The organism is Selenomonas sp. KH1T6, from assembly GCF_900108415.1.
GTDB classification, from domain to species: Bacteria; Bacillota; Negativicutes; order Selenomonadales; family Selenomonadaceae; genus Selenomonas_B; species Selenomonas_B ruminantium_A.
Window position 1 is genome coordinate 52757 of the sequence record NZ_FNWN01000012.1, and the last position, 12981, is coordinate 65737.

Here is a 12981-nt window from a genome sequence, read left to right on the forward strand (position 1 = left end):
TTCACTTCCCGCAGATGGCCTCTTCCCTAATCTTTCAACTCACTTAGCTCTCAGCTGCTCGTAGATGTGCACCATTTCCTCTGCCATTTCCTTCATGACGAGAGCCGTCATCACATAATCCTGGGCATGGGATACGATGACATTCAGCTGTTCCTTGATCTCTCCTGCGGCTTCCTTCTTCAGGAACTCCTCAGTCTGCATGGCATGGGCTTCCATGATTTTGGCATCAGCCTTTTTCAGGCATTCCTCTGCCTTGCCGAAGTTGCCGCTGCGGGCCTCCTTCAAAGCCTCTGCTACCTGCGCCCTGCCGTCACCTGCGGCAGAGATGATCTTGAAAGCTGCATCCTCAAGTTTCATTTGTTTTCCTCCTCAAAATCACATCACTTGCCTAAAAGCTCGCGCTCAATGCGCTCGCGGGCCTCGGGAGCCTGCTTGTCCATTTTCTCCGGGAAACCGAACATGGAAACACAGGCAATGCTTTCGCCGCCAACCTTGGGGGCATTGGCGCCGGACTGCTTGTTCACGAAATCCATTTCCCTCAAAGTCTCGAAAATGCCATCGAAGTCCACATCGCCTTCGCCCATAGCCAGATGCTGGTGAATGGTGATGTCAGCCCTGCCCCGCTGATTCAGGGTGGGGGGATTGGCAATATAACGGCAGTCAAGCGTCTGGTTGAAGGTATCGGCAAAGAGCACATGGGTGAGCTCATCCCCGGCATAGCGGAGCATGGAGCGCACATCACCCTTGCCCTGGTCATAGAAGAAGCCGTGGGGAGAAGAATAGACATAGCCCAGGTTCCTGGAGCGGAAGGACTTCACCATATCGCAGGTCTCATTGTTCAGCTCGCAGAAGTCATAGGGGTGGGACTGGATTTCCACACGCAGTCCTTCCCTTTCAATGATAGGCAGCAGTTCCTCCATGGAACGGAACCACATGCCGTTGCAGATTTCCGGCTGATTGGGGTCACCGGACAGCTCCGTATTGATGACAGGCACGTTCATATTGACGGCAATCTCAATGAGCTTCTTCCAGTTCTCCACTGCCATCTTCCGCTGCTCCTCAGTGGGGCCGGACCAGCGGTAGACACAGATGAAGGAAGAAATCTCCACGCCTGTTTCTTTCAACGCCTTGCGATATTCCTCCTCGCACTCTTTGGAAAACAAAGGGTGCTTGTAGAAAGGATTGATGCGGGGGTGCGGGGACTGCTCGATATACTTGTAGCCCCAGTCTGCCACCTTGTGCACCATATCGGTGATGCTCATCTGCTTTGCCAGCACGTCAACGTCAAAGGCTATTTTCATAATCATTGCCTCCTTATGTATGCGGAAACGATCTGCCTCCGCCAGTTGTCAAAAAAATTGGGCTGCCGCAAAGCTATGCACTTGTGCAGCAGCCCCAGTCTATGATAAAGGGGATAGGAAAAACAGAATTAAAGGTCAAGCATTGTAGAAAGCAGGCTTTTCCATGGCAGGCTTGATTTCCTCAATGCCACGGGTTTCCTGGGCTTTCACCAGGGCATCAGCAGTGATAGCGGCCAGGTAGCCGTCCCAGGCGGTGGGGCCGCCAATCACGCCGTCCTTGGCCTCATTGACCCAGGCCTGGACTTCCTCATCGTAAGCGTCATGGAAGCGCACGAAGCAGTCCGTATCGATGGTGGTGGAAACCTGGGCATTCTTGCGATAGGTGGGATAGAGGGGCTGGGGCATCTTGATGGAGCCGTCCTCGCAGACCACTTCGCAGTTGATATCGTAGCCGAACTTGCAGTTCACGAAAACCTCGTCATCTACGCAGATGCCGCTCTTGGTGCGCAGCAGCATGATCTGGGGATCATAGAGCTTGTCATGGGAATACTTGGTCTTGCGGGGGAAGAGCACCTGGGCGGAAACGAAATCATCGCCCACCAGCCAGTGAATGACATCAATCTCATGTATAGCCGTATCATGGACAGCCATGGGAGTGTCATAGTTGGTGCCCACCTCGGGATTGCGATGAGTGCAGTGCACCATGAGGGGCTCGCCGTAGTTGTGGGACTCGATGGCAGCCTTCACTTCGCGGTAACCCTTGTCATAGCGGCGCATGAAGCCCAGCTGGATAAGGTGCAGGCCGGATTTCACCTCAGCCTCGATAACCTCCAGGCAGTCCGCAGCCGTGGTGCAAAGGGGCTTCTCGCAGAAAATGCGCTTCTTGGCAGCAATGGCCTCCAGCAGGGCCTCCTTGTGGGCAAAACCCGGAGTCACGATGAACACTGCATCTACCTTGGGGTCATGGATAAGCTCCTTGGCGTCCTTGTAAATCTTGCAGCCTTCCCCAGCCAGAGCAGCCCCCTTCTGCACCAGTTCGTCAACCATATCTGCCACAGCCACTACCCTGGCTCCCTGAGTACGCTCCGTCAGTCTCTTGATATGATCCCGGCCCATACCGCCACAGCCAATTACACCAACATTAAGCATTTTATATTCCTCCCTGTATGATTAAACTTATCAAATGAAAGGTACGGCTTCGAAGCCCCCCTTCCACCGCCTTCGGCGGTCCCCCTCCCCCGCAAGCGGTGGAGGCAAGATCTACAGTTTAAGTATGCCTACTATGTTAAATTAAACGACTTTCTTCAAAAATGCCTCTGACTTCTCTTTGCCCATCTTATAGACCGTATCAGCATCCATCTGCCAATACTCCGGGCGGAAGAGTTCCAACGACACCACATCTTCCTGCCAGCCGATTTCCTTCAAGGTCTTGAAGATATCCTCAAGCTCAATGCACCCTTCCCCGGGCCAGAGCCTGTCGGCATCTGTCAGGAGGCCGATGGGATAATCCTCCGTGTCATTGAGATGAACCACGAAAATCTTCCTGCCGTCAGCCTTCTTCAAATCCTCAATACAGGAGCCCATGCCATGGAAGTGGAAGCAGTCGATGGTGATGCCCACATTGTCCATATCCACCTCTTCGATGATTTTCCAGGCATCGGCGAAGGTGTTGATGGAAGCGGTAGGAGCCCCCAGGAACTCCACGGAAATCCTCATGCCGTATCCTGCGGCAATCTTGCCCATTTCCCGCAGGCACTCCACAGCCGACTTATGGATCTCGTCCTTGTGGAGCTTCTTGTCCACGGTGGGGACGGTGATGACGGTCTTGCAGCCGATGGCCTTGCCCCACTCGCACATTTCCGTCAGTTCCTTCAGCACGCCCTGGAACTCATCGCTGCTGCGGTTGTTGAAAAAGCAGAGGGTATTGAATGCCAGGGGCTTGACCTTGTGGCTCTTGAAATACTCAGCCAGTTCCTCGATAGTGTGCTTCTCCAAATACTGCGCCATGCCATCCATGGTGCGGGGCTCGATATAATCGTAGCCGTATTTCTCGCAAAGCTCCAGATCCCTTTCCAGGCTGAAGCCCTTGCACTCCAGAGCCGTAGCCTGATTGATGGACAGTTTCATAATGATGCTTCCTTTCTTTTCCGCCGCAGCGGTTTGTTGTTTGCTTGGTATGGTTAAAGTATAGCGCTTAAAGCGCTTCTATTCTTGAGGAAATCTGCTCAAATAAGACAGTTAATATGCCCAAAATAATAGTGAATTTGTCCAATTTTGCTAAACATCGCCAAATGAGCATAAAGTCCATAAACTCCGAATAAAAAAACCTTCCCTTGGCAGAGAAGGTTTCATTAATTCAATTGATAAGATTGCCCACTCTTTCCCTTCTATACTGCTGAGGGGAAAGGCCCACAAATCTTTTGAACTGGTTGTTGAAGTGGCTCAGGTTGTCATAGCCCACCTCAATGCTGATATCCGTGATGGACTTGCCGGTGCTGATAAGGAGATTCTGTGCCCTGCCGATACGGCAGCGGATCAGGTATTGCAGAGGAGAGATGCCCACCTTTTTCTTGAATTGATGGGCAAACCCCGAAGGACTCATGCGAGCCAGGGAGCTCAGCTCCTCAATGGACAGCTCCTCGGCAAAATGCTCTTCCATATAGCGCTTGCTCTGGCGGAAATACTCATCCATCCGCTCCCGGCAATTCTCCTCCTCGTGGGGCACTTCATAGATAAGCAAGGTCAGGAGCGACCCCAGAAGGTAGTGGCATATGCTGCCGCTGCGGCTGCGCCCTGTCACCACATGCCTGTGAATTTCCTTGAAGAGTTCCTGCACCAAAGGCCGCAGTTCCCCTGTATGAAGAATAGGCGATTCCTCCGGCGCCAGCAGAGCCCCCTCTGCCTTCCCCGGCAGAGCCACCCCCTTGATGGCGCAATTATAGAAGCGCATGCCTCCCTCGGCGCTTTCGTCATGACGGCTGCCGGCATTATAGACCACTACATCTCCCGCCTGCACCTGATAGATGCGCTCGCCAATGCGGATAACCGCTTCCCCCTCCTCTATATACTGCAGCTCAAGATGATGCTCATGGACATGAAAGGCCGACGGCATCCCCCCCTGCTCCATAGAGGCCTGGCAAGCGTAGAGAAGCTGTATTTTCTCCAGCCCTTCCAGCGGACGAGTGGTATCATTCTTGTTATAGAAGATGACGGACATATTCTTCCCCTCCCTCTAAATTACCTACCTCATTTTAACACGACAGGTGTCCTCTTTTCTGAAAGTTTTTCAGGAAAAGGCGCTGAAAATAAAAGTAAAAAATTTTTTACGCGCGGCAATTGCACTATCCTGCACCCCGTTCCCGCACCCACTTTCACTTGCCCTCTGCCACTTGCGCTATCCTGCAAAAAACGCCATAAACGAAACATAAAGCCGTACTCTGATTAGTCACAACCTTCTTGACAACAATTTCAATCAATGTTAAATTGTAATCAACAGCTGTTCGAACAATTCCAAAACATTATCATCATGTAATCAAAGTTTATCCCGGGACCCCTGCAAAAAGCGGCTCAGCCGCAAGAGGAAGACCTCCCAGAGGAGGCGCCTCATCATACCGTGCCGAAAAGACTGGTCTATGAGCCTCATGGCACGGGGATAGGAAATATTTTCGGCGTGGTTGTTATGTAAAGAGATACTTTCGAGGAGGAAATATCTATGTCAGAACAATCACCAAACAAGTACCTGAAGAGAGTTACTGTCATCTCCACCTTCGGCGGACTGCTCTTCGGCTATGACACCGGCGTAGTGAACGGCGCCCTGGCCTTCATGTCCCGCCCGGATCAGCTGAACCTCACCCCCTTCATGGAGGGCCTGGTAGCCAGCGGCCTTCTCTTCGGCGCCGCCATCGGTTCCTTCGTGGGCGGGCGCATCGCAGATAATCACGGACGCCGCCAGATGCTTTTGTATCTTGCCCTTATCTTCTTCTGCGCGGCTCTCGGCTGCTCCCTCTCTCCCACGGCAGAAGTGCTGGTAGGCTGCCGTTTCGTGCTAGGCCTGGCAGTGGGCGGCGCCTCCGTCACGGTGCCTGCCTATCTGGCAGAAATGTCCCCCTCTGACCGAAGGGGCCGCATGGTGACTCAAAACGAGCTGATGATCGTCACCGGCCAGCTCTGCGCCTTTGTGCTGAACGCCATCATGGGCGTGGTCTTTGGCTCCACCGCCCACATCTGGCGCTATATGCTGGCTATCGCCTCCCTGCCCGCCATCGTCCTCTGGTTCGGCATGCTGGTGATGCCTGAAAGCCCCCGCTGGCTGGTGCTCCAGGGACGCATTGGCGATGCTATGGATGTGCTGAAGAAAATCCGTAACGAAAAACAGGCTGTGGCTGAGTTCAATGAAATCCAGGACAACCTGGCCACGGAAAAGAACCTGGAAAAGGCCACCTACTCTGACCTTACCACTCCCTGGATCCGCAAGATTGTCTTCATCGCCATGGGCATTGCCATCTGCCAGCAGATTTCCGGCGTCAATTCCATCATGTACTACGGCACCCAGATTCTCACAGAAGCCGGCTTCTCCACCCAGGCTGCCCTGATCGGCAATGTAGCCAACGGCGTGATTTCCGTCACCGCCACCTTCTTCGGCATCTGGATGCTGGGCCGTCACGGCCGCAGGCCCCTGATGATGACTGGACAGATTGGCACCATGTGCTGCCTCTGCGCCATCGGCCTCCTTTCCAGCCTGCTGGCCGGAGCAGAAGTCCTGCCCTACATCGTCCTTTCCCTCACCGTCACCTTCCTTTTCTTCCAGCAGGGCTTCCTGTCCCCCGTCACCTGGCTTCTGCTCTCTGAGCTCTTCCCTGCCAAGCTGCGCGGCATGGGCATGGGTGTCACGGTGCTCTGCCTCTGGCTTACCAACTTCTGCGTAGGCCTTTCCTTCCCGGTGCTCCTCTCCTCCTTCGGCCTGTCCTCCACCTTCTTCATCTTCGCAGGCCTGGGTCTTCTGGGATTGCTCTTTGCCTACAGATACGTCCCCGAAACCAAAGGCCGTTCTTTGGAGCAGATAGAGAAAGATTTCAGAGATGGCAGCCAGGGTGAGGAAGTGCACGCCGCCGCTTTATGAGCAAGCGGCCTTCATCTGGAGTACAGATGACTCCCTGCCAGATAAAAATCTTTTGATAACACAAAAACTCGCTTCTGCCAGCCACAGCTGGCAGAAGCGAGTTTTTCTTTATTCATTTATGTATGTCTTACTTGTTTACCACCATCAGCGCAGTGCCCACTGGCCTTTCCTGACCATCGGATGGGGAGTTCTGGATTTCTCCTCCTACCACCAATTCGCTGGAGCCGCCGCCGTCGAAGTTGATGGCGTCCACAGCGCCCATCTTTTTCATGAGATAGGCCCACTCCGTGAGGGTCAGGCCATGGCTCACGGCCTGACGGCCGTCCACCACGCCCAGCAGGAAATGGCCATCCTTGGTGACGCCCACGGCACTTCTGGGGGCCCTGCCGTAGCGGATGTCACCAGGGAACTCCTCCTCGGCGGCAGTGACGGTGACCTTGCCGGAAGTCAGCAGGCGGGGTCCCACCCCCAGGATATCCGGGCAGTTATTCCACTGGGTGCCAAGATTTTCCGTAATCACAGCGGGGTCCCCTACCTTCACGGGGGCGAAGTAGCTGGCTGCCGTGCCGTGTACGGAAATGACACAGCCATCAGCGGGAATGGCGCTGTTGCCCTTTTCGTTGATAGCGGTGACCTTGCCGCCGCGCACCACGTACTCTACACCATACTCATTAGTGCCGGTGCGGCTGCCATAAGCCCGGTTGTAGATGATGAGGTTGTTTTCCCCACGCTCGCAGTCCACCCCGGAAACCCCCTGGGAAATGCTGCCCAGCTTCACCTGGCCATTGTAGTCGATCTTGCCAAAGACAGGCTTGCCCTGAGAGGTCAGGCCGAAAGCGCTGCGGGTGATGTAGGTGGTGCCAGCCATCAGGCCGTCAATCCTCGTGACCCCCAGAATATCACCTGACAGGGCAAAGTAAGAGGCGTTCACTGCGGCCAGTGCCTGATAGCGGTCAGAGATGCCGCTGACGGTCTCCCGCCCCGGCACCCTGCCCCGTGCCAGGGCGGGCTTCACCTTGTACCTGTTGTTATCAGCCTCCACGAAATAAGCCGTGACCTTGCCGTCCTCATCGTTGTAACTGTACTTGATGCGGGTAAGGCCGGGAGCAACTTCGTCCTTTTCCAGGCCCGGAACGCCGTAAGGATTGGCAGGCTTTACCCTGATGGGGCTAGTCTTGGCCTTCTCAGAACTGGCCGCAGGACTTGACTTTCCCGGCAGCACATCCACCAGCAGGCGGCTGGGGCTGGAGAGAGTTTCCAGCTTGTAGGTCATACCCTCCTTCAAGGAGAAAGTCACCAGCACATGGCCATTCTCCAGCCTATACTTCACAGACTGGATGCGCTGCCCATGAAAGTTCGCCCGGCTCACGCCGCTGGCAGACACATCAGCAAGGTCCAGGGTCAGTTCCCGGCCGTTATCACTTAAATGCGCCTCATATTTGGGAATCCGCGACAGGTCAAAAACCACCCGGTCATGCTGACGCCCGCTATGGAAGCGAATGCTGGCCAGATTGGCACCAGCCGCCAAGGCCAAAGACTCCAACGCAATTAGCAAAACTATCAACAGCACAGAAATACGTCGTGCCCTTACTATCATCTACATACCTCCCGTAATAGAAAAACGCCCCTTTGCAGGGGCGTTCATTACTTGTCCATGCTACCCTATAATGTCACAATCAGGTAGCTTTGTCAATCGTGCTGCTGGTGGTTCTGGCACTTCTTGACAGCTGCTTGTAAAGCATATCCGCCAGGCCTACACCGCCGCCATCGGCGATGCTGTCCATCAGCTTCTCATCGTGCATTTCCTGATAGATCTTCTTGGCATTGGATTCGCCAAAAAGAGTATCCGCAGGCACCGTAGCCCTCATCTGCTTGTACATCATGTTGAGGAACATGGCCTCAAAGCCCTTGCAGGCCGACTTCAGCTCCTGATCCTCCTTGCTGGTAGCGGCCTCATTCACCACATGGCCTTCGGTGACCCTGGCCTTGTTCTTCAGATCACGCAGGATATCATCAAAGGCAGCGCTCTCAGCAGCTGTGGTGGCAGAGTCAAAATTGCTGTTGCGTTGGGAGCCGGTGGCAGGATATTGGTTAAGCGTTGTCCCGGACGTCAGGATTCCGGTTGAGTTGATGTCCATATGCATCCCTCCCTCGGGGAATGATCAGATTATCTCCAGATCCGCATGGATAGCCCCTGCGGCTTTCATTGCCTGCAAGATGGAAATGGTGTCCCTCGCCGTGGCTCCTACTGCATTCAGCGCACCTACGATATCGCTGATGCTGGCGGTGGCGGGCACCACTACGGTGCTGGCCACATCCTCCTCGGCTTCCGTGGTGGTATTGTTGGTGACGATGGTAGTGCCGTAGGACAGGGGATCCGGCTGGACAGCCTGCTCGTCCCTGGCAACCCGGATGGAAATGCCGCCCTGGGTGATGGCACACTCATTGACCGCCACCTCGCCGCCCATGACGATGGTGCCCGTGCGCTCGTTCACCACCACCCGTGCCCTGTTGTCCGGCACGATGGGAAGTTCCTCGATGGTGGCCACGAAGCCCACCACATTGCCACGGAAATAGGCGGGTATGTTGATATCGATGCGCCCCGGGTTCGCTGCAGTGGCGATGCCCCCGTACTGGGCATTGATGGAAGCTGCCATGCGGGCAGCGGTGGTAAAGTCAGGATTATACAGGGACAGGGAGATCTTGCCTCCTCTGCCCAAATCCTCCTCCATGGTCTTTTCCACGATGGCCCCATTGGGTGTCAAGCCCACGGTGGGGAAATTCTTCTGGGCACTGCCGCCCCCATTGCCAGCCACAAAGCCGCCAGTGGACACAGGTCCCTGAGCCACAGCATAAACCACGCCGTTGGCCGCCCTGAGGGGTGTCTGCAAGAGCGTCCCCCCCTGGAGGCTGTCTGCATCACCGATGGAAGAGGTGGTCACATCGATGGTGTCTCCCTCCCGTACGAAAGGCGGCAAGGTGGCCGTCACCATGACGGCTGCGCTGTTGTCCAGCTTCAGGTCATTTTCCGGTACAGTAATGCCAAAAGTCAGCAGCATATTGCGTATGGACTGCTTGGTATCTTCCTTGCTGTCCCCGGTGCCCGCCAGACCTACGACTATGCCGTAGCCGATAAGCTGGTTGGAGCGGACCCCCTGGACCTTGGCGATATCCTTGATGCGGGTGGGAGCAGACTCCGCCCCCGCCTGCTGTGGCAGGGACAGAATCAGCATGAATGCAGCTAAAGCTAAAGCTAAGATTTTTTTCATGAAATGACCTCCATCAGAAGAGGATATTGAAAATCTGTGTCAGGATCCCCTGGCGCTGCTTGGCGTTCAGGGGGCCCTTGCCGTCAAAGCGCACCGTAGCGTCGGCCACCTTGGTGGAGGGAATGGTATTGTTGCCCAGGATATCATCCTGGCGGCAGATGCCACGGAAAGTTATCTTGTGCTCGTCCTTGTTCTGCCAGATGGACTGGGTGCCTTCCAGCACCATATTGCCATTCGGCAAGACTTCTGTCACCGTAACCGTCACATTGCCCAAGGCCGTATTGGTAGCCGTGGCGCTGCCCTTGGCCGAAAAAGCGTCCGAACCGGAGGCAGAAGCCGCCTTCAGAAAGCGAAAGATTCCGATGCCCGCCTCCAGAGAGGTTGATCCACTCTTGGAGTTGGAGGTATTTTTGGCAGTACTGAGGGTTGTAGTCTCTGTGATGACGATGGTCACAATATCCCCAACCCTGTAAGCCTTGCGGTCTGCAAAGACCCCCCTGTTGAAAGCCCCGTCATCTGACCACAGTGACTGTGCCCCGGCCCTTCCCTCCAGGGAAAGGAATCCCGCACCGAAGACGGCCAGCGCCAAGGCGCAGACTCCGCATTTATGCAAGAACTTGCTTATCATATGCCCTCCCCCTTTGCTACTCTACCTTCACTGTCTGGGCATCTATCACCTTTGCCCGCAGATACTTGCCCGACCGGGCCTTCACTTTGATATAGTCACCTACCCGGCCTGCCTGCATGGCCACACCATCGGCCCTGGCCTGGATGCCCTTTGTCTCCACTACAATGACCACGGGACTCCAGGGCTCTATCACCATAGGCATTTTCACCATGTTGGTGCGCAGTACCTGCCCGGCTCTCAGCAGCCTTGAGGGCACTTTGCCGAGGACTTCCTTGGGGTCGTGAAAATAATCCATGGCAGCTGCCTCCACTTCACGCTCCTCCAGCCTCAGGTCAGCAGGAACAAATGGGTGGTTCACCCCAATATCATGGGTCACCAGCAGCACCTTTTCATAGACCATGACTTTGTAATGGCAGACTGCCGTGCGGTAAAGCTTCCCATCCAGGTACACTTCCATCCGAAGGGGAATGCTCACCCCATAGCTCAGCACCTGAGGGAACCGCACCTCGCAGGTGACTTCTCCCTCCGGCAGCTTCATGGAAGGGGGCGCCGTCAAAAGCTTCAGCTCATGGCGGCGTGTCTCACCGCTGGATGCCAGCCTCTCCTCCAGCTTCTCAGCCGCCAGGGCCACGAACTGGTCAGAGGGAATCACCTGGGGAAAAGTCATTGGCGCAGCTGTGACATGGGCCATCATCCCGGCAGGCTCCGACCAGCCTGCCCCGGGAAGGCAAAAGCCCAGGGCCATAAATGCACCTAAGAGGAGGGCCAAAAGGCCGCTCCTCCTAATTATCCTTATCAACGCTTCAGCCCGTTGGCGATCTCCAGCATGGAGTCGGAGGTGGTGACCGCCTTGGAATTGGATTCGTATGCTCGCTGGGAAATGATCATCTGCACCATTTCCTCCACGATCTGCACATTACTCATTTCCAGAGTACCCTGGGTAAGCGTCCCTGCTCCTTCTGCCTGGGGATTGCTCTGGATGGCATTGCCGGAAGCTGCAGATTCAACAAAGAGATTCTTGCCTACTGCCGTCAGGCCTGCAGGATTTATGAACCGGGCCAGGGTAATCTGCCCCACATTCTGGGGCTGGGTCTGACCAGCCGGAGTGCAGCTTACTGTGCCGTCCCCTGCGATGACGATACTGTCCGAAGGCGCATTATTGGGGAAGGTGATATTATCGGCCAGCAAGTAGCCATCCGTAGTCACCATGCGTCCATTGGAATCAATCTTGAAAGAGCCGTCACGGGTATAAGCCGTGGTGCCATTCGGCAGGGTGATGCGGAAGAACCCCTCCCCCTGGATGCCCACATCCGTAGGCACATCCGTGGTCTGCAGAGCCCCCTGGACAAAGATTCTCTGGGTGGTAGCCACCCGGGTGCCCAGACCAATCTGCTTGCCCGTAGGGTACTGAGAGTCAGCACCAGAGGTAGCACCGGCCTCGCGCACTGTCTGGTAGAGCAGGTCCTGGAACTCAGCCCGGACTTTCTTGCCGCCGTAATCATTGACGTTGGCTATATTGTTGGATATAACATCCATCTGGGTCTGCTGGGCAATCATGCCGGAGGCAGCCGACCAAAGCGATCTCATCATAACTAAATGCCCCCCATCTATAGTAGTACATTCTATATATATATATCGGAGGAAAGGTGTGTTTCCTTAAGTCAAATTATCCCGACACCTGCGCCACTTCGTTGACTGCCTTGTCCAGCAGACTATCCTGGGTAGTCACGGCCTTCGACCCTGCCTCGTAGACCCGATAATTGTTGATCAGGGATACCATTTCCGACACCACCTGGGTATTGGACTGCTCCAGCACCCCTTGCTCGATAGTGCCAGTGGCAGGCTGGGGCTGGGCACCTTCCTGGGGATAGTAGAGGCTGTCCCCCTGCTTCAGCACGGCTCTGGGGTCAGGGCCGAAGCTCACCAGGGCAAACCTGCCGAAAACCTGCCGCTCCCCGTCGATGATGCCGGAAATCTCCCCCTCCGGGGTAACATTCAGCATGATGGCATTGCCCGGGATATTGATAGGCCCGCCCCCCACGGAACGCACCCGCTGGCCGTTTATAGTCTGCACCTCGCCCCTGCTGCTGCGGAAGAAGCTGCCATTCCTGGTATAGCGCACTCCCTGAGGGGTGTCGATGGCAAAATAGCCATCCCCAGAAATGCCCAAATCAAGGGGATTGCCCGTGGTCTGGAAGCCCCCCTGGCTGTGGTCTGTGGCAATCTCGTCAATATAAGAGCCCAGCCCCAGGGTGCCCACTCGGGGCAGGTTGTCACCCACGTGGAACTGCTTGAAAGTGGTGACATTTCCCCTGTCTGTACCATCATTGATGCGACGGATCAGCATGGGCTCAAATTCCCTGTTGATTGCTTCGTCACGCTTGTAGCCTGCAGTATTGGCATTGGCCAGATTATTGGCCAGGGTATCCGTGCGCTTCATCTCGGTGATCATGCCCGAGGCAGCCGTATAAAGTCCACGCCACATAAGCCTTACCTCCATACAGGATTTATCATCTTTTTTTTAAAATTATGTTAATTATTGAAGGCGATACCTCAAGTTAATTCTATACTTCGCCATCAAAACAAAAAACCCTCTCTTAGGAACTGGCAATAAATAAAATTTAAGATAGGACGCAGGATAAATCTTCATAGGCAAGGCGGAGG

At 55.0% G+C, this 12981-nt stretch carries 13 protein-coding genes; 1 reads left to right on the forward strand and 12 read right to left on the reverse strand.

From position 1 onward, the window contains the following. Nucleotides 1-39 precede the first annotated feature (39 nt). The 5 genes from BLW59_RS08955 to BLW59_RS08975 all read right to left on the reverse strand — a co-directional run bounded on the left by BLW59_RS08955 (nucleotide 40) and on the right by BLW59_RS08975 (nucleotide 4518). On the reverse strand, nucleotides 40-357 hold the full coding sequence (locus tag BLW59_RS08955; protein ID WP_074697514.1) for a PTS lactose/cellobiose transporter subunit IIA: 318 nt from the start codon (nucleotides 355-357) through the stop codon (nucleotides 40-42). A 23-nt stretch (nucleotides 358-380) separates the two neighbouring features. After that, nucleotides 381-1301 carry a sugar phosphate isomerase/epimerase family protein gene (locus BLW59_RS08960; RefSeq protein WP_074697515.1) on the reverse strand — a complete coding sequence of 307 codons (921 nt, stop codon included), beginning with the start codon at nucleotides 1299-1301 and terminating at the stop codon, nucleotides 381-383. Between the two features lie 135 nt (nucleotides 1302-1436). Further along, nucleotides 1437-2450: a Gfo/Idh/MocA family protein gene (locus tag BLW59_RS08965; protein WP_074697516.1), complete on the reverse strand. Its 1014-nt coding sequence runs from the start codon at nucleotides 2448-2450 to the stop codon at nucleotides 1437-1439. Nucleotides 2451-2591: 141 nt separating this feature from the next. After that, nucleotides 2592-3428 carry a sugar phosphate isomerase/epimerase family protein gene (locus tag BLW59_RS08970; RefSeq protein WP_074697517.1) on the reverse strand — a complete coding sequence of 279 codons (837 nt, stop codon included), beginning with the start codon at nucleotides 3426-3428 and terminating at the stop codon, nucleotides 2592-2594. Nucleotides 3429-3657: 229 nt separating this feature from the next. Next, nucleotides 3658-4518, reverse strand: coding sequence for an AraC family transcriptional regulator (locus BLW59_RS08975; RefSeq protein WP_074697518.1), 861 nt, complete (start codon nucleotides 4516-4518; stop codon nucleotides 3658-3660). A gap of 495 nt (nucleotides 4519-5013) precedes the next feature. Here BLW59_RS08975 and BLW59_RS08980 point away from each other — a divergent pair, with 495 nt between their 5' ends. Beyond that, the gene (locus BLW59_RS08980) at nucleotides 5014-6420 is read left to right on the forward strand and encodes a sugar porter family MFS transporter (protein ID WP_074697519.1); all 1407 of its coding nucleotides are present in this window, start codon (nucleotides 5014-5016) and stop codon (nucleotides 6418-6420) included. Between the two features lie 127 nt (nucleotides 6421-6547). On the opposite strand, the gene BLW59_RS08985 is transcribed toward BLW59_RS08980, so the two are convergent. The 7 genes from BLW59_RS08985 to BLW59_RS09015 all read right to left on the reverse strand — a co-directional run bounded on the left by BLW59_RS08985 (nucleotide 6548) and on the right by BLW59_RS09015 (nucleotide 12802). Then, nucleotides 6548-8017 carry a phosphodiester glycosidase family protein gene (locus tag BLW59_RS08985; RefSeq protein WP_074697520.1) on the reverse strand — a complete coding sequence of 490 codons (1470 nt, stop codon included), beginning with the start codon at nucleotides 8015-8017 and terminating at the stop codon, nucleotides 6548-6550. A gap of 79 nt (nucleotides 8018-8096) precedes the next feature. Then, a complete protein-coding gene (locus tag BLW59_RS08990; RefSeq protein WP_081348466.1) occupies nucleotides 8097-8558 on the reverse strand; it encodes a rod-binding protein in 462 nt (153 codons plus the stop codon). Nucleotides 8559-8582: 24 nt separating this feature from the next. Continuing rightward, entirely contained in the window at nucleotides 8583-9689 is a 1107-nt protein-coding gene (locus BLW59_RS08995; RefSeq protein ID WP_074697521.1) for a flagellar basal body P-ring protein FlgI, read from the reverse strand. Between the two features lie 13 nt (nucleotides 9690-9702). Beyond that, nucleotides 9703-10317 (reverse strand): flagellar basal body L-ring protein FlgH, encoded by a 615-nt coding sequence (locus BLW59_RS09000; RefSeq protein ID WP_081348467.1) that lies wholly within the window; start codon nucleotides 10315-10317, stop codon nucleotides 9703-9705. Between the two features lie 16 nt (nucleotides 10318-10333). Then, nucleotides 10334-11086, reverse strand: a complete 753-nt coding sequence (flgA, locus tag BLW59_RS09005) for a flagellar basal body P-ring formation chaperone FlgA (RefSeq protein ID WP_139283616.1) — start codon at nucleotides 11084-11086, stop codon at nucleotides 10334-10336. Nucleotides 11087-11112: 26 nt separating this feature from the next. Continuing rightward, nucleotides 11113-11907, reverse strand: a complete 795-nt coding sequence (gene flgG / locus BLW59_RS09010) for a flagellar basal-body rod protein FlgG (protein ID WP_074697522.1) — start codon at nucleotides 11905-11907, stop codon at nucleotides 11113-11115. A gap of 76 nt (nucleotides 11908-11983) precedes the next feature. Next, nucleotides 11984-12802, reverse strand: coding sequence for a flagellar hook-basal body protein (locus BLW59_RS09015; RefSeq protein WP_074697523.1), 819 nt, complete (start codon nucleotides 12800-12802; stop codon nucleotides 11984-11986). Nucleotides 12803-12981 lie beyond the last annotated feature (179 nt).